The 24,568-nt window shown below is 64.3% G+C and carries 20 protein-coding genes; 8 read left to right on the top strand and 12 right to left on the bottom strand.

Going from position 1 to position 24,568, the window contains the following annotated elements; translation table 11 throughout:
* Window positions 1-2 precede the first annotated feature (2 nt).
* A complete protein-coding gene (locus tag DOD19_RS18005) occupies window positions 3-911 on the bottom strand; it encodes an alpha/beta hydrolase (RefSeq protein WP_112186964.1) in 909 nt (302 codons plus the stop codon).
* A gap of 175 nt (window positions 912-1,086) precedes the next feature.
* A complete protein-coding gene (locus DOD19_RS18000; RefSeq protein WP_112186962.1) occupies window positions 1,087-2,157 on the bottom strand; it encodes a nitronate monooxygenase family protein in 1,071 nt (356 codons plus the stop codon).
* A 148-nt stretch (window positions 2,158-2,305) separates the two neighbouring features.
* Between DOD19_RS18000 and DOD19_RS17995 the strand changes: the two genes are divergently transcribed.
* Window positions 2,306-2,905 carry an ABATE domain-containing protein gene (locus DOD19_RS17995; RefSeq protein ID WP_112186961.1) on the top strand — a complete coding sequence of 200 codons (600 nt, stop codon included), beginning with the start codon at window positions 2,306-2,308 and terminating at the stop codon, window positions 2,903-2,905.
* A 115-nt stretch (window positions 2,906-3,020) separates the two neighbouring features.
* On the top strand, window positions 3,021-3,785 hold the full coding sequence (locus tag DOD19_RS17990) for a 3-oxoacyl-ACP reductase family protein (RefSeq protein ID WP_024977507.1): 765 nt from the start codon (window positions 3,021-3,023) through the stop codon (window positions 3,783-3,785).
* A 332-nt stretch (window positions 3,786-4,117) separates the two neighbouring features.
* Here the strand turns inward: DOD19_RS17990 and DOD19_RS17985 are convergent, their stop codons facing one another.
* From DOD19_RS17985 to DOD19_RS17970, 4 genes are all read right to left on the bottom strand, one after another.
* Window positions 4,118-5,554 (bottom strand): M20/M25/M40 family metallo-hydrolase, encoded by a 1,437-nt coding sequence (locus tag DOD19_RS17985; protein ID WP_112186959.1) that lies wholly within the window; start codon window positions 5,552-5,554, stop codon window positions 4,118-4,120.
* A gap of 191 nt (window positions 5,555-5,745) precedes the next feature.
* Window positions 5,746-7,293 carry a methyl-accepting chemotaxis protein gene (locus DOD19_RS17980; protein ID WP_112186957.1) on the bottom strand — a complete coding sequence of 516 codons (1,548 nt, stop codon included), beginning with the start codon at window positions 7,291-7,293 and terminating at the stop codon, window positions 5,746-5,748.
* Window positions 7,294-7,500: 207 nt separating this feature from the next.
* Window positions 7,501-8,907 (bottom strand): alkaline phosphatase family protein, encoded by a 1,407-nt coding sequence (locus DOD19_RS17975; RefSeq protein ID WP_112186955.1) that lies wholly within the window; start codon window positions 8,905-8,907, stop codon window positions 7,501-7,503.
* A gap of 111 nt (window positions 8,908-9,018) precedes the next feature.
* Window positions 9,019-10,278 carry an MFS transporter gene (locus DOD19_RS17970; RefSeq protein WP_112186952.1) on the bottom strand — a complete coding sequence of 420 codons (1,260 nt, stop codon included), beginning with the start codon at window positions 10,276-10,278 and terminating at the stop codon, window positions 9,019-9,021.
* A gap of 89 nt (window positions 10,279-10,367) precedes the next feature.
* Here DOD19_RS17970 and DOD19_RS17965 point away from each other — a divergent pair, with 89 nt between their 5' ends.
* The 3 genes from DOD19_RS17965 to DOD19_RS17955 all read left to right on the top strand — a co-directional run bounded on the left by DOD19_RS17965 (window position 10,368) and on the right by DOD19_RS17955 (window position 12,979).
* Entirely contained in the window at window positions 10,368-11,348 is a 981-nt protein-coding gene (locus tag DOD19_RS17965; RefSeq protein ID WP_024977502.1) for a DJ-1/PfpI family protein, read from the top strand.
* Window positions 11,349-11,412: 64 nt separating this feature from the next.
* Window positions 11,413-12,078, top strand: coding sequence for a glutathione S-transferase (locus DOD19_RS17960; protein WP_112186951.1), 666 nt, complete (start codon window positions 11,413-11,415; stop codon window positions 12,076-12,078).
* A 40-nt stretch (window positions 12,079-12,118) separates the two neighbouring features.
* The gene (locus tag DOD19_RS17955; protein ID WP_112186949.1) at window positions 12,119-12,979 is read left to right on the top strand and encodes a class I SAM-dependent methyltransferase; all 861 of its coding nucleotides are present in this window, start codon (window positions 12,119-12,121) and stop codon (window positions 12,977-12,979) included.
* A 12-nt stretch (window positions 12,980-12,991) separates the two neighbouring features.
* Here DOD19_RS17955 and DOD19_RS17950 read toward each other — a convergent pair whose 3' ends face one another.
* The 5 genes from DOD19_RS17950 to DOD19_RS17930 form a co-directional block, all read right to left on the bottom strand.
* Entirely contained in the window at window positions 12,992-13,324 is a 333-nt protein-coding gene (locus tag DOD19_RS17950) for a hypothetical protein (RefSeq protein WP_024977499.1), read from the bottom strand.
* A gap of 118 nt (window positions 13,325-13,442) precedes the next feature.
* A complete protein-coding gene (locus DOD19_RS17945; protein ID WP_112186947.1) occupies window positions 13,443-13,808 on the bottom strand; it encodes a response regulator in 366 nt (121 codons plus the stop codon).
* A gap of 29 nt (window positions 13,809-13,837) precedes the next feature.
* A complete protein-coding gene (locus DOD19_RS17940) occupies window positions 13,838-14,371 on the bottom strand; it encodes a hypothetical protein (protein WP_112186945.1) in 534 nt (177 codons plus the stop codon).
* Window positions 14,372-14,382: 11 nt separating this feature from the next.
* The gene (locus DOD19_RS17935; RefSeq protein WP_037031944.1) at window positions 14,383-15,099 is read right to left on the bottom strand and encodes a methyl-accepting chemotaxis protein; all 717 of its coding nucleotides are present in this window, start codon (window positions 15,097-15,099) and stop codon (window positions 14,383-14,385) included.
* The gene (locus DOD19_RS17930; RefSeq protein WP_112186943.1) at window positions 15,099-17,483 is read right to left on the bottom strand and encodes a HAMP domain-containing protein; all 2,385 of its coding nucleotides are present in this window, start codon (window positions 17,481-17,483) and stop codon (window positions 15,099-15,101) included. Before DOD19_RS17930 ends, DOD19_RS17935 begins: the two co-directional genes overlap by 1 nt.
* Before the next feature lie 462 nt (window positions 17,484-17,945).
* On the opposite strand from DOD19_RS17930, the gene DOD19_RS17925 reads away from it, so the two are divergent.
* From DOD19_RS17925 to DOD19_RS17915, 3 genes are all read left to right on the top strand, one after another.
* Window positions 17,946-18,347 (top strand): DUF1801 domain-containing protein, encoded by a 402-nt coding sequence (locus tag DOD19_RS17925; protein ID WP_112186941.1) that lies wholly within the window; start codon window positions 17,946-17,948, stop codon window positions 18,345-18,347.
* A gap of 77 nt (window positions 18,348-18,424) precedes the next feature.
* A complete protein-coding gene (locus tag DOD19_RS17920) occupies window positions 18,425-18,757 on the top strand; it encodes a DUF2322 family protein (RefSeq protein ID WP_024977493.1) in 333 nt (110 codons plus the stop codon).
* 156 nt (window positions 18,758-18,913) lie between these two features.
* Window positions 18,914-23,836 (top strand): NAD-glutamate dehydrogenase, encoded by a 4,923-nt coding sequence (locus DOD19_RS17915; RefSeq protein WP_112186939.1) that lies wholly within the window; start codon window positions 18,914-18,916, stop codon window positions 23,834-23,836.
* Window positions 23,837-24,113: 277 nt separating this feature from the next.
* On the opposite strand, the gene DOD19_RS17905 is transcribed toward DOD19_RS17915, so the two are convergent.
* Window positions 24,114-24,344, bottom strand: coding sequence for a hypothetical protein (locus DOD19_RS17905; RefSeq protein WP_024977491.1), 231 nt, complete (start codon window positions 24,342-24,344; stop codon window positions 24,114-24,116).
* Window positions 24,345-24,568 lie beyond the last annotated feature (224 nt).

Raw genomic sequence — 24,568 nt, 5'->3', positions numbered from 1 at the left:
CGTTACTTCACCACGCGACCAAGAAAGTCGAGCATGCGCGCACCAATTTCCGCATGGTGCGTCTCCAGCGCAAAGTGGCCGCTGTCGACAAAGTGGATCTCCGCCTCCGGCAGGTCGCGCTTGAAGGCCTCCGCGCCGGGCGGAATGAAGATGGTGTCGTTGCGCCCCCACACCGCCAGCAGCGGTGGGCGATGCGCGCGAAAGTACGCGTGCAGTGTCGGATACAGCGCCACGTTGCTCGCGTAATCCAGGAACAGATCCATCTGGATGTCGAGCTGGCCCGGGCGGCTCAGAAAATACTGGTCGAGCAGGTAGCCATCCGGTGCCACGCGCGTCGGGTCTGGCACGCCATTCAGGTATTGCCACTGGGTCATCTCATCCGAAACGATCGCATGCAACTCACGGCGATGCGCTTCGTCCGGGTTGTCCCAATAGGCCTTGACTGGCGCCCACGGCCCCTCGCCCAGGCCTTCCTCATAGCCGTTGCCGTTTTGCGTGACGATGGCGCTGATGCGCTCCGGATGCGCCGTCGCCAGGCGCCAACCGACCGGCGCGCCGTAGTCGAACACGTAGATTGCGTAACGCGACAAACCGATCGCCTGCGTAAAGCCGTCTACCACGCGCGCCAGGTTGTCGAACGTGTAGCGGAAGCCGCTCGGCACCTGCGTCAGGCCAAAGCCGGGAAAATCCGGCGCCACCACGTGATAGCGCTCCGCCAACTGGGGGATGAGGTTGCGGAACATATGCGACGCGCTGGGAAAACCGTGCAGCAACAGCACGGTCGGCGCATCGGCGGGGCCGGCCTCCCGATAGAACACGCGCACACCCTCGACATCCACCGTGCGGTGGCGCACGGCGCTTGGGGCATGCGCATCGACAACCAGATCAGCGGTTCGGGCAGGGGCGTTCATGGCAAGGCTCCGGGATGGGTTTCGGGGAAACAGCAGCGAAGCCATAGTAACCTTTGAAATTACATTTCACAAGTTACATAAAATTTTCCCATCGCTCGCATACCGATTTGTGATGCGAAATAAAACGGGCACGCCATCTGGCGTGCCCGCGCGGGAGACGATGCAACAGAAAAACTCAGGTGAGCCGTTCGAGCGCCTGGGCGGCAATGCGCCGCGTGATGGCTTCTGCCGAGTCTTCCGTGGCCAGCCGGCCGGCCTGGCCCGACCACAGGTTGATGAAATCGCCCGAGCCGGTGGGCTCCGTCTTAGCGCGCAGCGGCGCCAATGCACCGCCGGCCGTGGGGAAGGCCGGGGCAAACGTGCTCATCGGGCCGATCTCACGCATCAGCCGGTTGACGATGCCGCGCGCCGGCCGTCCGGTGAACAGGTTGGTGAGGGCGGTGTCGGCATCCGTTGCCTGCTTGAGCGCCGCGCGATGAATGGCCGAAGTCTTGGCCTCCGGCGACAACATATAGGCGGTACCGATCTGCACCGCCGATGCCCCCAGCGCCAATGCCGCCACCACACCGCGCGCATCGCCGATGCCACCCGCTGCGATGATGGGCACCTTCACCGCATCCGCCACCTGCGGCACCAGCGCGAACGTGCCGACCTGCGATTCGATCGTCTTGGCGAGGAACATGCCGCGATGGCCGCCCGCCTCGTTGCCCATCGCGATGATGGCGTCTACGCCGCGCGCTTGCAGCCAGCGCGCCTCTTCCACGGTGGTGGCGGCGGAGATGACCTTCGCCCCCGCGGCCTTCACGCGGGCCTGCAACGCCGGCGAGGGCAGGCCGAAATGGAAGCTCACCACCTCCGGCTTCAGTTCCTCCACCAGCGCGCAGGTGGCTTCGTCGAACGGCGCGCGGTTCACGGCCGGCGCTTGCGCGTTCAAGTCGATACCGAACTCGGCGTAGTAGGGCGCCAGATGGGCACGCCATCTGGCATCGCGCTCGGGGTCCGGCTGGGGCGGCGTGTGGCAGAAGAAATTCAGGTTGATGGGGCCGCGCATGGCCGCCCGAAACTGCTCGACCTGCTGGCGGATCTGCTCGACGCTGAGCATCGCGCAAGGCAGCGAACCAAGGCCGCCGCCACGTGCCACGGCAATCGCCAACTCCACGCCGGCCACACCCGCCATCGGCCCCAGCACGATGGGCACTTCGATATTGAACAACTCCAGCACGCGTGCATCAGGCCATGCGCTCATGATCATCTCCGGCAAGAAACGTGGACGACACATGGTAATGCGGCGGGCTTTTCACCGGATTGGGCCGTTGAAACGTGCATGCAACAAGTAACTGGAATATCACGTTAAATTGGTTACAATTCCACCGTCCGTTTGCTTGCAGACCACCATGTCCTCACCTGCCGCTGCCGCCGCCCCCGCCCCCGCCGCCGATAAGCCCCTGCTGATCGCCGACGATCCGGTCCTGGACATGCTCAACACCGTGGCCAACATCAACGGCCAGCCGCACGATTTCTGGCAGAACGACGTCGATGTCTCCGATTGGCTGGTGCGCGCGGGCTGGCTCGCTGAGCCGGTGGCAGGTCGCTACCCTCCTGGCGTGCTGCTGGCTGTGGCGCGGCACCTGCGCGAGGTGATTCGCACATTGGTGGAAGCACGCAAGGCGGGCCGTGCAGCCAGCGCCGATGCGCTCAACGTGTTCCTGCGGCAGGCGCCGAGCCATCCAGTGCTGGTATGGGAAAACGGCACCCCGCGTGTCGAACGCCTGCGCCCGACCGATTCAGTCGAACAATGCCTGGCGCCGCTGGCCGAAGCCGCCGCGCACCTGCTAGCCGAGGGCGATTTCCAGCTCGTGCGCGTGTGCGAACACCCCGAATGCACGCTGTGGTTTTACGACCGTACAAAGTCGCACAAGCGCCGCTGGTGCAGCATGGCGGTCTGCGGCAACCGCCACAAAGTGGCCGAATACCGCAAGCGGCAGCAAGGCTGACCGCACTTCGCTCGTTCCAATGCTGGAACACCGCGTCGCGGCCAAACGGGCTGCGCATCAGCCCGCCGGTTCGTAATCTGTTCTCCCGAAACATTCAGCGCCTCAGGAGAACAGCATGTCTCAAACTCAATCCACACCCGCACAACGCCTCGCAGGTCGCACGGCTATCGTCACCGGAGGCTCTCGCGGCATTGGCGCCGCCGTGGCGCATCGACTGGCGGCCGACGGCGCACGTGTGGCCGTGGTCTATCGCAGCAACGCTGCGGAAGCCGACGCCGTGGTCAACGCCATCCGCGGCACCGGCGCACAAGCCATTGCCGTACAAGCCGACGTGAGCGATGCCCTGTCCGTCGACGCAATGGTGAGCACCGTGCGCGAGGCCTTCGGCGCCATCGACATCCTCGTCAACAACGCCGGCATCCTGGAAAGCCAGTTGGTCGGCAGCATCGATCTCGCATCGTTCGACGCGCAGTTCCGCACCAATGCCTTCTCGACGATTCTCGTGACGCAGGCGGTGCTGCCGCATGTGCCGGCACGCGGCGGGCATATCGTGAACGTGTCGTCGAGCCTGGTGTACCGGCCCCGATCGGGGCTTGCGGTGTATGCGGCAAGCAAGGCCGCCGTCAGCGCCCTCACCCACGCGTTTGCGGTGGAACTGGGCTCGCGCAACATCACCGTCAACGCCGTGGCACCCGCGCTCACGCGCACCGACATGACTGCCCCGATTCCCGATGAAGTCAAAGCGCGCATGCGCGAATCGACACCAATGGGCCGTCTGGCAGAGCCGGACGACATCGCCGACGCCATCGCCTTCCTGGCCTCGGACGACGCCCGCTGGATCACCGGCCGCACCTTGATGACCGACGGCGGATTCATTTAAGAAGCAACCGTCTAAAGACGCTCGCCGCGCCGCCAACCCCGGCGCCCAGAAGGGGTGGCCGTACCCTGCCCTAGATGGCGCCTTGAATTTCTGTTGCAGGGAGGAAAAAGAGAGGAGGCTGTCTGAGCGCAGCGAGTTTGCCTCCTCTCCCTCTCTGCGACAGAAATTCAAGGAGTGGGTCGCCATCTCGGGCGCGCCTTTCTTTGCTTACCTTTCTTTGGCAAGACAAAGAAAGTAAGTCGACCCCGCCAGGGGCCGAAACCCAACAAAAACCAGCACCAACAAACCAAACCCGCGCAAAACAAAATGCACGGGCGCAGCCACCCAACAACTCACTCAGCCAACTGCCTCACAAGCCGATAAAGAAACTCCCGCCCGTCATACAAGCGCGCAATCTCGATGCGCTCATCCAGACCATGCGTGCGCAAGTCAGCCGGCTCGGTAAACAGCCCCGACACGCCATACATCGGAATACCGGCATTGCGCATGAACCGGCTGTCGGTCGCGCCCGTGCTCATCGCCGGAATCACCGGCACATTCCACATCTGCTGCGTCAGCGCCTCCACCGTCTTCACCAGGTCGCCATTGAGCGGCGACGCGGGGCTCGCAAGCGGCTTGTTGACGTAGCGCACGCTGATCTTCTCGTTGCCGATCACCTGCTTCAACTGACGATCAATATCGGCCGGATCATCGTGCGGCAGGATGCGGCAATTGACGGTGGCCTTGGCCGATTGCGGCAGCGCATTCTCTGCATGGCCGGCATTGACCATCGTGGCCACGCAGGTGGTGCGCAACTGCGCGTTGTAGAACGGAATGGCCGAGAGCCGATCGATCGCAGCATGGTCCGGCTTGCCGGTACCGACCGAACGCATGTCGTCCGCCAGTTGCCCCGTGGCCAGCGGCGCGCTGCGTGCGAAGTAGGTCTGCGTCACGTCGGCCAGCTTGACGGGAAACTGATACGCCCCCAACCGATCCAGCGCGGCTGACAACGCATAGATCGGGTTCGTCTTCGTCGGCACCGAGCTGTGGCCGCCCACGTCACGCACTTCAAGCTCGTACGTCGTGTACATCTTCTCGGCCACCTGAATGCGATGGAGCACCGGCTTGCCATTGCGCAACTCGCCACCACCGCCTTCGTTGATGCCGAACTCGGCCCTCACCAGCTCGGGCTTGTTGTTGACGATCCAGTACGCGCCGTTGGTCGGCACATCGCCGCGCTCCTCATCGGTGGTCAACGCCAGGATGATGTCGCGCGATGGCTTGAAGCCTTCCTGTTTAAGCTGCCCCAGCACCGACACGAAGGCCGAGGCCATCGCCTTGTCGTCAATCGCGCCACGCGCGGTGAAATAGCCGTCCGTCTCCTGCAGCTTGAAGGGGTCGGTCTTCCAGTCTTCGCGCTTGGCTTCCACCACGTCAATGTGGGCAAGCAGCAGCATCGGCTTCTTGGCGCCGCTGCCCTTGAAGCGCAGCACCAGGTTGCCCTTCTTCGGGAACGGCTCAAGCACCTGTATGTCGGCAGCGGCAAACCCCGCGTCGCGCAGGCGCTTTTCCATCGCATGCGCAGCGTTGGTTGTGTCACCGGCCGAATGCGTCGTGTTGATCTCGACCAGCTCTTTGTAGATGTCGTGATAGCGCTGCTGCTCGGGCGTGAGCGTGGTGGGCGCGGGCTTGCTGGCGGGGATGGTCTGAGCGAACGCGCCAGCGCTGCATGCCAACACAGCTGCAGACACCAAGGCGCGAACGGGAACACGACGACACTGGAAACGCATGACACCTCCGGATAATCGTTATGTGAACCGGCTCATGGCGCGTAGCGAGCGGCTCGGGGGGCGTGGCAGGACCATGAGCGGCTTCTGAGTGCACCGCATAAAACAAAGCGGGGCCGACCCGAAGGCCGACCCCGCAGTGTAGCGCCGCGGCAGCCATTTCGCTGCCAGGGCAACCCATCAGGAATCGTGCGTTACATCGCCACGCGGAACACCGCCACAGCGCGGCGCAGCTCGTCCGCTTGTTCCTCCAGTGCCTGTGCAGCGGCTGCGGCCTGCTCGACCAGCGCCGCGTTCTGCTGCGTCACGTCGTCCATCTGCGTGACCGCCTCATTGATCTGCTCGATGCCGGTGCTTTGCTCAGCCGAGCCCGCGCTGATCTCGCCCATGATGTCGGTCACGCGCTTTACGGCCACGACGATCTCTTCCATCGTCTTGCCTGCACGCGCCACCAGTGTCGAGCCCGATTCCACACGCGTGGCGGAGTCTTCGATCAGCGATTTGATCTCCTTCGCGGCACCCGCACTGCGCTGCGCCAGCGTGCGCACTTCACCGGCCACCACGGCAAAGCCGCGGCCCTGTTCGCCTGCACGCGCGGCTTCCACCGCAGCGTTGAGCGCCAGGATGTTGGTCTGGAACGCAATGCCTTCGATCACGGCGATGATGTCGGTGATCTTGCGCGACGATTCGCTGATCTCGCCCATGGTGGTTACCACATCCTGCACGACGGCACCGCCCTCCACGGCAATCTCGGAGGCGCTGACCGCCAGCGTGCTCGCCTGACGCGCGTTGTCGGCGTTCTGCTTCACGATGCTCGTGAGCTCTTCCATGCTCGATGCGGTTTCTTCCAGCGAGCTGGCCTGCTCTTCCGTGCGCTGCGACAGATTGGTGTTGCCCGCTGCGATCTGCTGCGTGGCCGAGGCGATCGACTCGCTGCCGCGACGCACCGTCACCACGGTCTCCTTCAGCTTGGCTTGCATCTGTTGCAGGCCTTCCATCAGCAGGCCCATCTCGTCACGCGAGTGGATGCGTACGTTGGTGGTCAGGTTGCCGCCCGAGATCTCATGGAAGTGCACCAGCATCTCTTCAAGCGGGCGCGAGATGGCACGAGAGAGCACGAGGTAGCACGCAGCCGCCAGCGCCACACCCACGGCAATCACGATGATGAATGCCCACACCAGGCCGTCGAAGAACGACTGCGCCTTACCGTAGGACGAAGCGGCCACCTCAGCTTGAATGGCGCTCAGTCGATCGGCCTTGATGGCGTACGGGACGAACAGTTCGTACAGCTTGTCGAGCACCAGCGGGCGCGCGGTAGCGTAGTCGTGGCGGTCGAACGCTGCCAGAGCCGGCTTCAAACCATCGTTGAAGAACGCATCGCGCAGGCGCTTGGCCTCGCCGGCGGTCTGCTCTTCCTCGGGCGTCGCAAACGGCAGGGCGCTGTAGGCATTCCAACCGTCGTCGCTTGCCTTGACCTGTTCGCGGGCGGCCTTCACCAAGTCGGCGATCTTCGCGTCATCCGTTTCATAGACGGCACGATCCAGCGCCGTACGGACTTGCACCAGCCGAGAAATGGCCTGACCCAGCGCACGGGTGGATGCGAGCTGATTCGAATAGGTTTCCTTCAGCGCGTTGTTGGAGCGCATGTTGCCGTACAACCCGAGCGCGCCGACGCCCGCCAGGAATACAGCCAAAACAAACAGGACCAGCGCCAGCCGGGCCTTGATGGAGAGCGTCTTCATATCTGCCGTGGATTGCTAAGAACAAAACATCGCGACCCCAGACGGGGCGCCGACTTTAGCCAAATTAACGACAGATACTCAGCGTTCTTTAATCAATATGTCCGGGTTTGTACTGAATATACGGCGCATACAGCGCACTGCTGAACGCACTTCGCACACTGCACATACGCGCGTTCAACGGGTGAAACATTCGCGCTGCTTTCACGATCATTGCCCCGCGTGCGGCAAGTCCATCGACGCGAGCACATCCTTGATGTGCTGTGCCGCCTGCTGGGCATTCTGCGCGGCGGGCACCGGCGGTTGTTGATCGGTCGACAGGTTGCGCACGTGGTCATCGATGCTGATGCCGGTGCCCAGCGGCGCCAGCATCGCCGCCGATTCGTGCATGGCCCATTGGAAGTCATTGAGCGGCGCGTTGCGGGCGGCCTGCAAGCCCGTCGGATTCGCAGCCATGGCACGCGCGACGACGGGCTCGCGGTTGTCATCGGGCGCGCTCAACTCCAGCACCTGCCCCAGGTTGGGCGCGCTGGCATCGCGGGCGGTGAGCGGCGTCTGGATGTTGTACCGCACGCGCAGTGTCTTGATGATGGCGGTGTGGTCGTACGGCTGCGCCACCGTCGAGCGGAAGATCGTGCCTTTGGGAATCCACGGCGACACCACCACCGCCGGCACGCGCACGCCCAGCCGGTCGAACGCGAAGAGCTGCCCCGGTTGCGGCGGGCTGGGCGGCACCACGGCGGGCGGAGGCACGTGGTCGAAACAGCCTCCGTGCTCGTCGAAGGTGATGACGAGCATGGTCTGATGCCACTGCGGCGAGCTGCGCAGCGCGTTGTACACCTGCGCGACGAGCGCATCGCCGTAGCCGACGTCGTGCGGCGGATGCATATCGTTGGGCCAGTCGAGATCGGCAAAGTAGCGGGGCTCGATAAAGCTGTATGAGGGCAGCTTGCCGCTGGACGCATCGTCGAGAAAATCGTCGAACAGGTGAAAGTGGTCCAGATGCAGCCACAGCCGCGTCAGCGTGAGCGACTGCGCGAAGTCGTGGTAATAGACGGCCCAATCGTCGGGCACCGCGCCGTCGAGCACATTGAACAGCGTCGGCATGAGATACGGAAAGTGCACCGGCGAATTGTTCGGATAACCGTGCGCGGTACCGGTGTGCACAAAGAACCGATTGGGCCACGTCTGGCACGGCGCCGAGGCAAACCACGCATCGCACACGGCGTAGTTGCGCGCCAGCGTGCTGAGTGCGGGCACCTGGTCCGACGTGAAGAAATGCATGATGTCGCGCGGGTCGCCACCGTTCTTGGCGTAGTTGGTGGTGAAACCCTGCATGGTGGGCGTCTGGCCCAGCGGCATCTGCTGACCGAAGAGCTGCTGGTTGATGTCGGTGAACAGCTCGCCCGGGTCGGGGTTGGGCAGCGTCATCACGTTGGGCGGCGAGGGCGATGTCCATACGCGGATGGGCTGGCCGCCGCCGTCGGGGTTCGTCTCTTCGCCCGACAGGCCGTCGAACTCCGCGCACTTTGAATACAGCGTGCCGAACAGGTTGTCGAACGACCGGTTCTCCAACATCAGCACGACCACGTGCTCGATTGCATCCAAGCCTGCCATGGCGCCCCCCTCGTTTCGTTTCGTTGCGTTGCTTCGTTCTGCGGGCCCGCGCGGGGCGGCGCCCTGCGGGTCACTATAGGAAGAAACGAAGGGGATTGGCGTGGCGCGCGCCTACCGACGGTCCGCCGGCAGCACACGCCAAGCAATCAGCGCGCTCCCCGCTGTCACCAGCCACACCACGGGCCACGACGACCACGCCAGCAGTTGCGGCAGGCACAGCGATGTGATCCCGAGCGCCGCAAACGCGCCCGTGTTGCCCAGACCCAGCGCCGTTCCAGCACGCTGCGCACCGGCCAAGGTGGCCAGTTCGGTATAGCCCACGCCATGCCACGCCGATACGCAGATGCCGCCCGCCACCACGGCCGCTACCAGCGCAACGCGCATGACCGACAGATCGATCGACAGTGCCGACGTCATCCACGCCACGCCGGCCAGCACGACAAACAGCCCGGCGCTCAACCGCGCGCAGGTAAGCAGATAGGCGCGGCGATTGCCGTGACGGTCGGTCCAGCGCCCGCTCCAAACGCGCATGACGGCCGCCCCGCCCTGCACTGCTGCCATGGTCAGGCTGAGCGTGAGCACATTGGCGTGCGCAAAGTCGCGCAGGAACACCGTGGCGAAGGCGACCACCGCCCCTTGCGGCACGCACAGCAGCCCAATGGCCAAGGCCATGCGCAACAGCGTCGGATCGCGCAGCGGGCCCGTACCGCCAGGCGCCGCTGTGTGTGCAACCGCATTCACCGTGTCCGGTGCGTCATGCACCCACAACCACGTCAGCGCCGCAGTCAACGCACACGCCGCCGCCAGTACCCCATACACGGCGGCAAACCCGGCGTGCGCGGCCAGGCTCGGCAGCACCAGGGCGCCAATGCCGCCGCCCAGCGGAACGGCGGTCTGGCGGATGCTCATGGCCAGCCCCCGCTCGCCTTCGCGAAACCAGCCCATGACGGCGCGCCCGCTTGATCCGTTCACGCTGCCACCCAAGAGGCCCACACTCAGCATGCCGCCCACCAGCCACGCCAGCGGCGGCACGTGGCCATGCAGCGGCGCCACGCAGCATGCCATCACGAACAGCGCCAGCGCGGTCAACCCAAGCCCTGTCAGCAGCACCGTGCGGTCGCCCCAGCGGTCGGTCAGCAAGCCCCACCGCAACTCGCTGATGGCGATGCCCAATCCCAACGCGCCCAGTGCCACGCCCAGTTCCGCATTGCCCAGGTGATACGCCGAGCGGATAAACACGGCAGTCGTAGGGATGCCTGAGAACGCTGCCGAAAAGCTCGCATTGGCCGCCACGCCCACACCCAGCACCTTCCAGCGGTGATGGCGCGACATGGGCGTGGAAGTGGCCGGTAAGCACATCGCGGTTGTCATGATCGTTTCTCCAGAAATGCGTTTGACAGCAGCAGTCTGGCGGAGCAACATCAGGCCTAAATGACGTTAATCCCTTATTTCAAGACATCATGCGCAGAATCGGCTTTTTGGTGTTTCCGGGCTGCAGCCTGCTCGATTTCACCGGCCCGCTGACGGCCTTTGACGTGGCGAATCGACTCGCGCCGCAGCCGGCATATCGCATCGACGTGCTGTCCGAAAGCGGCACGCTGGTGCAGAGCGCGCCCGGCCTCGTCATGCAGACGCAGGGCCTGGACGATCCGGTCTTCGATACGCTGATCATCTCGGGCGGCAACGGCCCACGCGAAGACGCGTTCTCGCCGCGGCTGATCGCCTTCGTGCGGGAAGCGGCCGAGCATTCGCGCCGCATGACAAGCGTGTGTTCCGGCGCCTTTGCGCTGGCAGCGGCGGGCCTGCTCGATGGCCGGCGCGCAACCACACACTGGCGCATGGCAGCGCTGCTGCAGCGGCGCTATCCGCGCGTGCAGGTGCAGAGCGATCACATCTTCATTCACGACGGGCCGGTCTGGACGTCGGCCGGCATCTCGTCGGGCATCGACCTGGCGCTGGCGCTCATTGAGGAAGACCTGGGGGTCGACGTATCGCGCGCCGTGGCCCGCGAGCTGGTGGTCTACCACCGGCGGCCCGGCGGGCAATCGCAGTTCTCGACCTTGCTGGAGCTGGACCCGGCATCGAGCCGCATTGCACGTGCGCTGGGCTATGCGCGCGAACACCTGCATGAAGCGCTCGATGTCGACCGCCTGGCCGAAGTCGCCCACCTGAGCCGCCGGCAGTTCGACCGCGCCTTTGTGGCAGAGACCGGCCAGACGCCGGCCAAGGCCATCGAAAAGCTCCGTGCAGAAATCGCCCGGCCGCGCGTGGAAGCCGGCGATGAATCGCTGGAACAGGTCGCGCGCGCCGTGGGCTTTGCCGATCCGGAACGCATGCGGCGCGCGTTCATCCGCGTGTTCGGGCAGCCGCCGCAATCGGTGCGGCGCTCGGGGCGCTCCGGGCGATCGGGACGATCGGGCCACACACGCCTGGTGGCCTAGCACGCCGCGCCCATGCATCCGCTACCCTGACGCGCTTGAAATCCGTCACTTCGCATTCGCACCGATGTCCGACCGCCAAGACTTGCCCCTGCTCTACAGCTATCGCCGCTGCCCCTACGCCATGCGTGCGCGCCTGGCGATGCTGCAGGCCAATCGGCGCTTCCGGACGTTTGAGATCGTCATGCGCGACAAGCCTGCCGAACTGCTGGCGCTGTCTCCCAAGGGCACTGTTCCTGTCTTGCATTTGACAGACGGCAGCGTGCTGGAAGAGAGCCTCGACATCATGCGCTGGGCCTTCAACGCACGCGACGCCGATGGCTGGTGGAGCCGCGCGCAATCCGATGACAACCTCGCCCTGCTGCGTACCAACGACGGCGAGTTCAAACGCCAGCTCGATCGCTACAAGTACCCCGACCGCTATCCGCACGAGACCACGCCCCGCGAGACGGCCCGTGCTCGGGCAACAGAAGCCCTGCTGATACCGCTGGAATCACGCTTGCTGGATCAACGCTATCTTGGCGGCTCGACACCGTGCGCAACGGATCTGGCGATCTTCCCGTTCGTGCGGCAGTTTGCTGCGGTAGAGCCGGACTGGTTTGCCGGTCAGCCTTTGCCGGCAGTGCGGGCCTGGCTGGCCGAGTGGCTCGGCAGCCGCCTGTTCGAGGTCTGCATGACGAAGCAGCCCGTGCAGGCCGTTGCTGTGTTTCCCGAGTATCAGCATCCGAATTGATCACCTGATCGACTGATCCATCGATGGAGGCGTGTGTGCAATGAACGAACCACAGACTGCATCCCCCGACAGCACCGCAGCGCGCGTCGCATTGTGGCGCGCCTTGCATGTGCACAGCGATGCACCGCCGCACGTGCTGGAAGACGAGGTGGGCTTGAAGTTGCTGGACCCAGAACCCGGCTGGCAACAACGCGGCGACATGGACCCGCAGTTCACGCGTCCGTTTCGCGCGTCCATTGTGGCGCGTGCGCGCTTTATCGAAGACCTCGTCATCGAGCAGGCAGTCCGTGGTTTGAGCCAGTACGTGATTCTCGGGGCGGGGCTGGACAGCTTTGCGCAGCGCCGGCCCGATGTGGCATCGCGCATGACGGTGTTTGAGGTCGATCAGCCGGGGCCGCAGGCCTGGAAGCGGCAGCGCCTGGAAGAACTGGGCTTCGGCGTTCCGCATTGGCTGCGCTTCGTTCCGGTGGATTTTGAGGCGCGCGAATCCTGGCAGGATGCGCTGGTCGCCGCCGGGTTTGATACGGGCAGGCCGGCCATTGTGGTGTCCATGGGCGTGAGCATGTATCTGTCGAAAGAAGCGAATGCGGCCACGCTGCGGCAGGTGGCGTCGCTTGCGCCGGGCTCGATGCTGGCGATGACGTTCCTGCTGCCGCTGGAGATGGCGGACCCGGACGTCCGGCCTGGCCTTGAGATGGCGGAGAAAGGTGCACGCGCGAGCGGCACGCCGTTCATCAGCTTCTTCACGCCGCCCGAAATATTCGCGCTGGCCCGCGAAAACGGCTTTCGCGATGCCCAGCACATTTCGGCAGACATGTTGACGGACCGCTATTTTGCAGGCCGCGCCGACGGCCTGCGCCCGCCGCGCAATGCCGAAGAGCTGCTCGTGGCCACGGTCTAGCCGCGCACGCGTCTACCGCTCGCGCAGCGGGCCGGGCAGTGCCTTCAGGCCAATCCACAGCACCCCAATGACTACGTTGACGGGCACGCTCAACGCGCTGGGCACGTAGAACAGCACCGACAGGCCCGGCGTGTTGAGCCCCAGTTCCAGCACGCCGCCCAGGGCGTAGAAAAGCAACCCGCACCAGAGCCAGCGCCGCATATAGGCCAGCAGCCAGTGCGCGTGCGCCTGGTTGAAACGCCACGCGGCCGAGCGCTCGAACAGGTTGCCGCGGCTGGCGTCTTTGAACAGCCAGCCGAAGAAGAAGTAGCGGTACAGCAGCGTGCGAAAGGCGAGCTCTTGCATGATGGCTCCCTCGGCCAAACCAGCTTCAGGCAAGCAAGTTTGGCTCCAAAATCGCGCGGGCGCCATGCCCTCCAGCGCCGGGTTGATCATGAAGCACCCGGCCGTGCCGCCCCGTCTTTCAGCTTGCCAACTTCTTGAAGGTCTCCAGCACTGCATCGCCTTTGAACGGCTTGACGATCCAGCCCTTCACGCCGGCGGCCTTGCCGCGGTCTTTCATGGCAGGGCTGCTTTCGGTGGTGAGCATGATGACGTTGACCGTCTTGTTGCCCAGCTCACCGCGCACCTTTTCGACCATAGTCAGGCCGTCCATGTTGGGCATGTTCACGTCACTGATGACGAGTCTGAGGCCGGGGTTGGCCTTGATCTTGGCCAGGCCGTCCTTGCCGTCCACGGCGGTGTCCACCGCCAGACCGTGCTTCTTCAGAAAACCGGCCACCTCATCGCGGACGGTGCTCGAATCGTCGACAACCAGAATCTTGCTCATGACGCTTTCCTCGTTCTCAATCTATCCAATCAAAACAATTCCAACTCGCCGCCGGATTCCACTTCGCCGCTCACATCGGCCACGAAATCCAGCGGTGCATGGGCACACACGCACACGGTAGCGTCCACCCGCACCGTGTCGTTGATGGTGACCGCATAGGCGGCCACGTAGCCTGGCTTGAGCACGTCCAGATACGGCAGGCAGCGCGCGCTCACCACATAGGGCGTGGACATGCCAAGGTCGGGAAACACCTGCAGCAGTTCCTGGTTGAGCGCGCCGCAGCACAGGTTGCCGATCTCCAGACGCGCCTCTTCAAAAGAACGCCCCGTGCCTTCACCAGTGAAGTAGGCGCGCGTGGCGTCGGAGTCATCAAAGCGCAACACCAGCAGCAGGCGGAAGGCGATGGACGAGATGGTGAGGATGAGGGCGTCCTCGCCACTCAGGGTGTCATCTTCGGCCGCGGTGCTGATATGGCAGGTGTCTTCCGGCTGCCGCGTAAGCCGCGTACGTGCGGCCTTGCGGAAGATGCGATCGAAACTGTCTTGTGCGTTGCTGCGGATCACGTCGGGCCTGCCTAGTGAAGCTGGTGTTGAAACTGGCTAGCCAGCGCCTCGACGCTCGACAGCGACGCGGTGATCATCTTGCCGCCCGCCTGGATGTCCTGGAACGTGGCGGTGGTGGTCAGATCGTTCAGGTGCAGGCTGTTCCGGTAGCTCTTCGACAGTTCTTCCGAACGCGCAGCCAGCGCGCGCACCTCGCTGGCCACCACGGCAAAACCCCGGCCCGCCGTGCCCGCACGCGCCGCCTCGATGGATGCATTGAGCGAGACGATCACGACATGCCGCACGATGGACTGCAGCTCCTGGTTCTTCGCGTGCATGTCGTGGTTCTGCTCCATGAGCGAGATCATCTGCTCATGCCAGCGCTCGAACGTCAGCGCCAGGCCCCGCAGGCGTGCGGCTTCTTCAGCAATCTTCGTGGCGCGGCTCGCCCACTGTTCCTTCGCTGCCGTGGCCGACTGCAGTTCGGTGCGCAGTTGCTCGATGACTTCCAGTTGATCGGAAGCGGCATCGCGCATCTGGGCGACGGTGGTTTCCAGTGCGGCAACCTCACGCATGCCCGTTTCCACCAGCGCGGCGTGCCTTGCAAGCTCGACCGACAGATCAGCGATGCGGCCATCGGCATCGTCCAAGGTGCGCGCCATCGCACTCACCTTCCGTTGCCGGATCAGCCACACCAGCACACCAGCCACGGAGCCGCCGGTGATTACGGCCAGAACAATCGCCCCCATCACGATGCTTCCTTATCCAGATCCATGCGCACTGCCGGTTGCGCGCCGAGCGCAGCGTTCACGCTGTCGACTGCAAAACGTTCGGGCATGCACACCACCGTCTGGAACTGGCGAAACGCAGCACCCTTGTTGTCGTCGGTAAAGCGCAGTTCGATGCGGCCATGCTCGCGCTTAAGGAACTCCAGCACGGCGTCCATGCCGACGCCGCGTCCGGACACTTCTGTCACCTTGTCGGCGGTCGAGAAGCCCGGACGGAAGATGCACTGCGCGATGTCTTCGTCGGTCGCGTGTTGGCCTGCGCCGATCCAGCCGCGCTCCATGGCGATGGTGCGGATGCGGTCGAGCGCAAGGCCCCGGCCGTCGTCACACAGCGTGATCTGGAGCATGCCCTGGTCCACACCGACGTCGATGTCGATCGTACCGGCAGCCGGCTTGCCGTGGGCGATACGCTCTTCCGCCGGTTCGATGCCGTGGTCGATCGAGTTGCGAAGCAGGTGCATGAACACGTTCTGCAGGATGCCGCGCGCCTCGGTGCGCACGCGATAGCCGTTGTCGTCGATACGCACGGCCACAGGCTCCTTGCCCAGCTCTTGCGCCAGCGACGGCAGCGATTGCAACGCGCCGGACAACAGCGCGTCCACCGTCTCGCTGCCCAGCAGGCGCAGCAGTTGATAGACCGAATCGCGCATCGCCACGAGTTCGTGCAGGCTGCCCGGGTTGGCCGATTCCAGCAGGCGCAGGCTTTCTTGAATGCGCAGCATCGCGTCGGGAGCGGCTTGCGTGGCATGGCCTGACACCGCATCGCCCTTGCGGCCGAGCTTCACCTCATTGAGGCGGGCGTAGTTTTCGATGGCCTCGCGCACACGCGTCAGCTCTTCCATCAGCCAGTCCTGATCCCATGTGTGTTCGGTGTCAGGTTCGCGCAGCGCGTGGTAGGTCTGCTCGGTCTCGTGCACCACGTTGGTCAGATGCTGCAGGTTGTACGTGCGCGCATTGCCCTTGATGGTGTGCATGTTGCGGAACAGCGCCGCAATGGCCGCGCTGTCCGCCTGCGAATACTGACGGATGATCCGTTCGTTCTCGTGCACAAAGGTCGTGGAGCTGTCGATGAAGTGCTGGAACTTCTCCTGGCTCACCGCCAGGATCTCGCCGATCATCTCCAGGTTGCGGCGCTGCTCGCTGGCCTCGGCGGCCAGCTTGCGCAGCTCGGTTACATCGCGCACGCACAGCATCAGGCGCAGGATGGTGTCGCTCTCGTCGGTAATGGCCGACCACGACAGGTCGAGCGTCTTCACGCGCCCATCCGGCATGCGCTTTTCCACCTCGCTCGCCAGCAAATGCTGGTTGAACGCGAAGTTGATGATGTCCTGCCCAAGGCAGGCATCGACCGCCGCCTCCACCTGCGACAGCGTATCGGCGCCAAGGCTGGTATCGGCAAAGATCAGCTCCATCAACTTGCGGCCGGCGATCTCCTGCGTCTCAAAAATCGATTCGAGGTAGATCGAGTATTCCTCGTGCACCACGCCGCCATCGACCACGGTCAGGATGCCCTGCTGCATGTTCTGCAGCATCGCCTGGATGTCGGCCGTCTTCTGCTTGAGCAGCGCGGCGTTCTCCTGGATCTTCTCGATCATCTGGTTGAACGCGACAACAGAATGGCCGATCTCGTCCATGCGGCCCACCGGCACACGGCGCGTGAAGTCCTGGCTGGTGGCGATCTCGCTCATCTCAGCCTGCATGCGCGTGAGCGGGCGGGTGATCTGGCGATACAGCAGCATGCCGATGGCGGTGAGCAGCACGATGGCCACGCCGCTCACCACGCCGATGGTGGTGGCCGTGCTCGCAAGCTTGCCGTTCAGGCCGGCGATGGCTTCGTCCTTCTCACGGTTTTTCTCGATGCGCAGCGTTTCGACAATCTTTTCCAGCACGTCGCGGTAGCTGGCCACGTTGGCAAACAAGAAGGCCTGTGCCAGCTCGTCCTTGCCCGCGAGCTTCATGTCGGTGGTCTGCTGGATGGCCTCGACGTAGCTGTCGACGCTTTCCTTAGCCTGTGCAACCAGGCCTTCCTGCGCGTGGCTGTTGGCGCGCTTGGCTTGCACGTCCAACGCAGCGCGCAGCGCCGCTTCCTTGGCCTTCAGGTCGTCCCGAGCTTGCGCAACGATGTTGCCGTCGGGCGCATACACCAGCACCATCGTCGCAAGCTGGACATCCTTGACGAGCGATACAAGATCAGCCGATGCCAGCGCGCTTGGCACCACGCCCTCCGTCACTTGGCGGACTTCTGCCGCGCTGCCCCGGGTCTGGTAGACCGCGTATCCGCCGATGGCCGCCAGCGCGGCAAACATCAGCACCACCAGCAATGTAATGCGATGACGAATGGTCATTTGAAATTCTCTCGATTCAGCCACCCCCTGAAAGAAGGGTGCCTCAATATGTTTTCCTAAACTCCGGAGGCGCAATTATTGAAGTCGAAAGATGACCAATCGATGACTGTCGCATCAACCATCCGGGCATTGCGGCATTGAATTTTCGTGGCACAGGCATTGCGGCGCCTACCCTTGCGGCACTTGGATTCCCGGCGAAATCGTTTTACATCCCCACTCAAGTGGGGAATTGCGCAGAAACGCTCAAGTTATTTTTCTCATCGCCGTTAACTGAGCGCCGTTTTATTTTCTTTTTATCTCGCGAATTATTTTTTTGTTGATGCCAAAAGCAAAAAAAAAAACGGCATTTATCGGTTTTTCAGCGCGCGGCCAGATGGGGCATCTCGCCCACCGTTGCCGAGTGGCTACCGGCCCATGTTCCTGCCAGAATGTTCTGCTTGGGCCCACCACGGAGGCAGACACATGAAGAAGAGCACGCAGGACACCGCCGCACCCGCATCCGCATCCGAACTGATCGACGCACGCATTGCAGAGCTGGACGACTGGCGCGGCGAGATGCTCGCCCGCCTGCGCGCCATCATCCGGGCAGCCGATCCCGACGTGGTGGAGGAATGGAAATGGAGCGTGCCCGTGTGGTCGCACCATGGCCTGATCTGCACCGGCGAGGCCTACAAGCAGACGGTGAAGATGACGTTTGCCAAGGGCGCCTCAGTGCCTGATCCTTCCGCCCTGTTCAATTCCAGCCTGGACGGCAACACTCGCCGCGCCATCGATTTCCGCGAGGGCGACAAGGTGAACGAGAAAGCGTTGAAGGCGCTCATCCAGGCAGCCATTGCCGTGAACAAGGCCGGCGCCAAACGCTGAAGAACGCGCAAGCTCGTGCGGGTCGGGCCGGAGCCGTTAACATACGGCCCGCCTGATCAACCAACGGAGCAACCGCAGTGATTCAACCGACCAGCGTATTCAAGGACAACCTCGCCCAACTGCCCGCCATTGACGGCATCGAACGCATCGATCTGGTCGACGGCCAGGGCGCAGTGGTGGCCGATATCGAAAACAAGCCGGGCAAGCAAGGTTCGGTGGCGGTGTATCACTACCTGCAGCAGACGTTCGGGCAGCTCGACGCCAAGGCCGCCGAGCACGGCCTGGCCGTGTTTGCCGAGCACACCATCGATGCACGCAACCGCCCCGGCGCCCACCCGAATGTGGACCGCCTGCTGGCCATCGCGGCGGGTGAGCCGGCCCTGCGCATCAACGTCGTAAAGGCTGGATGACGCATCGCTGATGCGCGCGGCAAGTAGCGAGTGAACCACCTGTTCTCTCGCTGCACTGCACACAGCGGCATCTGAAAAGCCGTGCGCCGCGCACGCTGATTGCCAGCCATGGGCACGCGGCGTAGCATGAGGCAGCCCTTCTTCGGGAGCCGCCTCATGCCTGCCCAGCACGAAGACAAGGTCCGCCAGCACATGGCGGATGCAGTGGCCCTGGCGCGCGAACGTGCGCCCGATATTGCCGACCTGTTCGAGCCGTTCCTGCGGCATTACTACGGTCTGGCAGACCCCGAAGACGTGATCTCGCGCAGCGTTGCCGACCTCTACGGCGCGGCGATGGCGCACTGGCAACTGGGCCAGAAATTCGTGTCGGGCCAACCGCGCGTACGGGTCTACAACCCGAGCCTCGAACAGCACGGCTGGTACTGCGGTCACACGGTCGTTGAAATCGTCAACGACGACATGCCGTTCCTGTTCGACTCCGTGACCATGGAGATCAACCGGCAAGGGCTGGCGCTGCATTCCGCCTTCCACCCGGTCTACCGCGTACAGCGCGATGGCGCAGGCATGCGCGTGGCGGTCTCGGCCGGCGGCGGTGTCCAGCGCCCGGCGGCCCTTGCGGGCGACATGCCCGATACACCCGCCGATGCGGACAGGGAAACCCACGGCGTAGCCCGCTTCGAATCGACCATCCACATCGAGGTCGATCGGTTCTCCGAACCGGACCGCCTGCAGGCTTTGCACGACGGCCTCATGCGTGTACTTGGCGACGTGCGTGCCACGGTGGAAGACTGGAAGCCCATGCAAACGGCCGCCCAGGCCGCCATCGATGCGCTGGCCGTACGCGCCGCGCAGCCCTCCACCGGTGACGTGGAACGTGCCGAGATCGCCGAAACGCAGGCCTTCCTCACCTGGATGATCGAGCGGCATTTCACCTTCCTTGGTTATCGTGATTACGAACTGATCACGCAAGACGATGGCCATTACCTGCGCGGCATACCAGGCACCGGCCTGGGCGTGCTGCGTGAAGCGCTGCGCGACACCTCCACGCCGGACACGACGCGCCTGGCACCGGGCGCGACCAAGTTCATCGACGCACCCGAGCCCATCTTCCTCACCAAGGCCAACTCGCGGGCCACCGTGCACCGGCCCGGGTATCTCGACTACATCGGCATCAAACTGTTTGACGCCGAGGGCCGTGTCTGTGGGCAGCGGCGTTTCCTGGGGATGTACACGTCGAACGTCTACATGGTGCCGGCTGAAGACATTCCGCTGGTGCGCCGCAAGGTGGCCGACGTCATCCGACGCACGGGCTTCCTTCCCGACGGGCATCTGGCCAAGACGCTCGTCACGATCCTGGAGCAATACCCGCGCGACGAGTTGTTCCAGATGGACGCCGAAGCGTTGCACGACATCGCACTCGGCATCCTGCGGTTGCAGGAGCGCCAGCGCACGCGCCTGTTCGTGCGCCGTGATCCTTTTGACCGCTTCGTGTCGTGCCTTGTGTTCGTGCCGCGCGAGAAGTTCAACACGGATCTGCGCGTGCGCATCCAGGGTCTGCTGCAGGCGGCGTATCACGGCACCGCAGTGGAGTTCACGCCATTGCTGTCGGAATCGATGCTGGCGCGCATCCACATCACCGTGCGCACGCAGCCAGGCAACGTGCCCGACGTGGACGTGGCCGAACTCGAAGACCGCATCGTGCAGGCCGCCCGGCGCTGGCAGGACGACCTGGCCGACGCGCTGCTCGAACGCGGCGGCGAAGAGCGCGGCAATCGCCTGCTGCGCCGCTATGCCGGCGCGTTTCCGGCAGGTTTTCGAGAGGACTACGCCGCACGCCTTGCCGTGCGCGACATCGAACTGATGGAGCCGCTGCTCGGCGCCAATGCCACGGACAACGTGCTGACCATGCAGCTCTACCGGCCGCTCGAAGCGCCACCCGGTGCGCTGCGTTTCAAGATCTACCGCGCCGGCCAGCCAACATCGCTGTCGCACAGCCTGCCGATGCTTGAACACTTGGGCGTGCGCGTCAACGAAGAGCGCCCCTACTGCATCGAACCTGCCGATGCCGCCCCCATCTGGATGCACGACTTCGGCATGGAGACCATCGACGGCAGCGAAGTCAATCTGGACGAAGCCCGCGCACGCTTTGAAGACGCCTTCGCGCGCATTTGGAGCGGCGAGCTGGAAAACGATGATCTCAACCGCCTCGTGCTGCAGGCCGGCCTGACTTGGCGCGAGGTCCGCATCCTGCGTGCATACGCGCGCTACATCCGCCAGATCGGTTCGACCTTCAGCAATACGTACATGGAAAGCGCGCTGAACGGCAACCCGTCGATTGCGCGGGCGCTGGTGCGGCTGTTCCTGGTGCGATTCGACCCTGCCCTTGCCGAGGCCGAACGTTCGCGCGCGAGCGAAACGCTGCGCAAGCAGATCGACGAGGCGCTCGAAGACGTGCCCAACCTGGATGAAGACCGCATCCTGCGGCAGTTCCTGGGCGTGGTGGAAGCCACGTTGCGCACGAACTATTTTCAGAGCCTGCCGGATGCCGGACAGGGGCAGCCCAAGCCCTATCTGTCGTTCAAGTTCGACCCAGCGCGCGTGCCGGGCCTGCCCGAGCCCAAGCCGATGTTCGAGATCTGGGTGTATTCGCCGCGCGTAGAAGGCGTGCACCTGCGGGGCGGCAAGGTTGCGCGGGGTGGTTTGCGCTGGTCTGACCGGCGCGAAGACTTCCGAACCGAGGTGCTCGGCTTGGTCAAGGCGCAAATGGTCAAGAACACCGTCATCGTGCCGGTGGGCTCCAAGGGCGGCTTTGTTGTCAAGCAACCGCCGCCGGCCAGCGACCGTGACGCGTATCTGGCCGAAGGCGTGGCGTGCTACCAGACCTTCCTGCGCGGGCTGCTCGACCTGACCGACAACTACGTCGACGGCCGCGTCGTGCCGCCGCGCGACGTCGTGCGCTATGACGAAGACGATCCCTACCTGGTCGTTGCCGCCGACAAGGGCACGGCCACGTTCTCCGATTACGCCAACGCCATCTCGGCCGAATACGGCTTCTGGCTCGGCGACGCCTTCGCTTCGGGCGGCTCGGTGGGCTACGACCACAAGAAGATGGCCATCACCGCGCGTGGCGCATGGGAATCGGTCAAGCGGCACTTCAGCGAGATGGGTGTCGATACGCAGACGCAGGACTTCACCGTCGTGGGCGTGGGCGACATGTCGGGCGATGTGTTCGGCAACGGCATGCTGCTCTCGCGCCATATCCGCCTGCTCGCGGCGTTTGACCATCGGCACATTTTTCTCGACCCGTCGCCCGATGCGGCCACGAGCTTTGCCGAGCGCGAGCGCCTGTTCAACCTGCCGCGTTCAAGCTGGGCCGATTACGACCGGGCACTGATCAGCCCCGGCGGCGGCATATTCCCGCGCACGGTCAAGTCGATCGCGCTCACGCCGGAGGTGCGCGCCATGCTGGATGTGACGGCCACCGAGATGGCGCCGAACGACCTGCTGCACGCCATCCTCAAGGCACCTGCTGATCTGCTCTACAACGGCGGCATTGGCACCTACATCAAGGCCAGCACCGAAACGCATGCACAGGTGGGCGACCGGGCCAACGATGGCCTGCGCGTGAACGGCGCCGAGCTGCGCTGCAAGGTCGTGGCCGAGGGCGGCAACCTGGGCTGCACGCAGCTCGGCCGCATCGAGTACGCGCAGCATGGCGGGCGCATCAACACCGATGCCAGCGACAACTCCGCCGGCGTGGATTGCTCCGACCACGAGGTCAACATCAAGATCCTGCTGGGGCTGGTCGTGACCGACGGCGAGATGACACTCAAGCAGCGCAACACGCTGCTGGCCGAGATGACCGACGAGGTGGGCGAACTGGTGCTGCGCGACAACTACTTCCAGACGCAGGCGCTGTCACTTGCGCGCACGCGCACGGCGCTGTGGCTCGACCCCGAGGCGCGGCTGATGCGGTATCTGGAGCGCGGCGGGCGCCTGAATCGCGCAATCGAGTTCCTGCCTGCCGATGAAGAGATCGACGCTCGCCGGGCAAGCGGCGGCGGCCTGACCACACCCGAACGCGCCGTGCTGATGGCCTACAGCAAGATGTGGCTGTACGACGTGCTGCTGGGCAGCGATCTGCCCGACCAGCCTTTCGTGGCCGATGGTCTGCCGGACTATTTTCCGCAGCCGCTGCACACGCGTTGCGCTACATCGATCCCCCGGCACACGCTGCGTCGCGAGATTCTGGCGACGATGCACGCCAACGCGCTCGTCAACCGGGCCGGCGTGACCTTCGTGCACCGGATGGCCGAAGAAACCGGCGCAGAGCCGCTTGCCGTGGTGTGGGCAAGCCTCGTCGCACGCGCGGTCTACCGGCTCGACGCGCTCTGGCAACAAGTCGATGCCCTGGACGCCCAGGTGCCGCACGAAACGCAAACTGCCCTGTTCACGGCGCTCGCGCAGTTGCATGAGCGCGCGACGTTGTGGTTCCTGCGGCGGCGCGTGGCGGATGTACCGACCGCAGTCGAGCACTTCAGGTCTGCGGTCGATGCGCTCGCACCCGAGATTGACGCGCTGCAGCCTGAGGAATCTGCGCAAGCTGCGGCGCAGCAGCTGCAGGTCTTTACCGATGCCGGCGTGCCGGAAGCACTGGCGCGCGTGGCAACTGGCGTGCCGGCGCGTGTGTCATTGCTCGACATCGCCGAGGTTGCGACCGCCGGCGGCTGCGATGCACGGCTCGCCGCACGCGTGTACTTTGCCCTCGACCAACCGCTGGGTTACGGGTGGCTGCAAGGCGGCATCCTCGGCCTGCCGACGCAAACGCATTGGCAGATGCTGGCGCGCGCAACGCTGCTCGAAGAACTGGGGCAACTGCGGCGGCGGCTCACGCAATCCGTCTTGCAGGATGCGGCGCCCGGCACGAGCGCGGATGCCCTCATCGACACATGGCGCGGCACGCGACAGGAGGCGCTGGCGCGCTACAACCGCGTGATTGCCGATCAGGTGGCGGCCGGCTCGGCTGATCTGGCGATGCTGTCGGTGGGTCTCAAGGCACTGGCAGAGGTCGACGCTTGATCAACGCCGCTATCGGGCACGCGCCAGTGCGGCGTTGACGCGCACTGGTGGCGTGTCGTGCGAAAACGGCGGCTGAATGACGAAGGCATCCACCACACCGGGCTGGAAAAACATGCAGTACGTCGATCCTCCGTACTGGAAGTAGCCAAGCTCGCATCAGCTGCGCCCGGGCCACGAACAGCACGTTTCTGTCTGTATCGATCGCAGGCACATCACTCGCCGTCCTGGACTTTGCGCCCAGGCAACGACTTGCTGCACTGCAATGAGGAAGGATCGTCTAGTGAGACGCGGCCATCGAACGGCGGCCGCTGGTGCGAACGTGTCCGGAAGCCTTGAGCAAAACGTAGCCCTGGAGGGTTACCCGGGCATAGCTGTGGTCGGGGCCACGGCGTTCCAGCGTCACGAGCTGTCGCTCGATGAGCGCTTCGACATCGGCGCGATCCAGGTCGTCGGATTCGGCGCCGTCGTTGACGAGAAGCAGGACGGCAAATTCATGGGGACTCAGCACAGTTGGCTCCAGCTTGTCTGTTGGCCACGGCATGCGTGACGGTGGGTGGGCTTGGTTTTCACTGACACCATGAGCACTGCAAGAGCCACCAAGAACACCGGGAGAGAGCAGCTGGGCTTGCAGGAGAAGCCAGCATAGGCACCCTCGCAGCGGCATTCAAGAGGGCAATTCCATCCTTCTTCCGTCGGCGCCTGCGGCCGCATGGGCGATGACGGTGCATCAAC

This window comes from Ralstonia sp. GX3-BWBA (assembly GCF_003290055.1).
GTDB classification, from domain to species: domain Bacteria; phylum Pseudomonadota; class Gammaproteobacteria; order Burkholderiales; family Burkholderiaceae; genus Ralstonia; species Ralstonia holmesii.
This window is presented reverse-complemented; position numbering and strand designations above follow the sequence as displayed.

Excerpts from the sequence above, each read along its gene's own strand:
- DOD19_RS18005 (WP_112186964.1), bottom strand. The coding sequence starts at position 911 with ATGAACGCCCCTGCCCGAACCGCTGATCTGGTTGTCGATGCGCATGCC.
- DOD19_RS18000 (WP_112186962.1), bottom strand. The coding sequence starts at position 2,157 with ATGAGCGCATGGCCTGATGCACGCGTGCTGGAGTTGTTCAATATCGAA.
- DOD19_RS17995 (WP_112186961.1), top strand. The coding sequence starts at position 2,306 with ATGTCCTCACCTGCCGCTGCCGCCGCCCCCGCCCCCGCCGCCGATAAG.
- DOD19_RS17990 (WP_024977507.1), top strand. The coding sequence starts at position 3,021 with ATGTCTCAAACTCAATCCACACCCGCACAACGCCTCGCAGGTCGCACG.
- DOD19_RS17985 (WP_112186959.1), bottom strand. The coding sequence starts at position 5,554 with ATGCGTTTCCAGTGTCGTCGTGTTCCCGTTCGCGCCTTGGTGTCTGCA.
- DOD19_RS17980 (WP_112186957.1), bottom strand. The coding sequence starts at position 7,293 with ATGAAGACGCTCTCCATCAAGGCCCGGCTGGCGCTGGTCCTGTTTGTT.
- DOD19_RS17975 (WP_112186955.1), bottom strand. The coding sequence starts at position 8,907 with ATGGCAGGCTTGGATGCAATCGAGCACGTGGTCGTGCTGATGTTGGAG.
- DOD19_RS17970 (WP_112186952.1), bottom strand. The coding sequence starts at position 10,278 with ATGACAACCGCGATGTGCTTACCGGCCACTTCCACGCCCATGTCGCGC.
- DOD19_RS17965 (WP_024977502.1), top strand. The coding sequence starts at position 10,368 with ATGCGCAGAATCGGCTTTTTGGTGTTTCCGGGCTGCAGCCTGCTCGAT.
- DOD19_RS17960 (WP_112186951.1), top strand. The coding sequence starts at position 11,413 with ATGTCCGACCGCCAAGACTTGCCCCTGCTCTACAGCTATCGCCGCTGC.
- DOD19_RS17955 (WP_112186949.1), top strand. The coding sequence starts at position 12,119 with ATGAACGAACCACAGACTGCATCCCCCGACAGCACCGCAGCGCGCGTC.
- DOD19_RS17950 (WP_024977499.1), bottom strand. The coding sequence starts at position 13,324 with ATGCAAGAGCTCGCCTTTCGCACGCTGCTGTACCGCTACTTCTTCTTC.
- DOD19_RS17945 (WP_112186947.1), bottom strand. The coding sequence starts at position 13,808 with ATGAGCAAGATTCTGGTTGTCGACGATTCGAGCACCGTCCGCGATGAG.
- DOD19_RS17935 (WP_037031944.1), bottom strand. The coding sequence starts at position 15,099 with ATGGGGGCGATTGTTCTGGCCGTAATCACCGGCGGCTCCGTGGCTGGT.
- DOD19_RS17930 (WP_112186943.1), bottom strand. The coding sequence starts at position 17,483 with ATGACCATTCGTCATCGCATTACATTGCTGGTGGTGCTGATGTTTGCC.
- DOD19_RS17925 (WP_112186941.1), top strand. The coding sequence starts at position 17,946 with ATGAAGAAGAGCACGCAGGACACCGCCGCACCCGCATCCGCATCCGAA.
- DOD19_RS17915 (WP_112186939.1), top strand. The coding sequence starts at position 18,914 with ATGCCTGCCCAGCACGAAGACAAGGTCCGCCAGCACATGGCGGATGCA.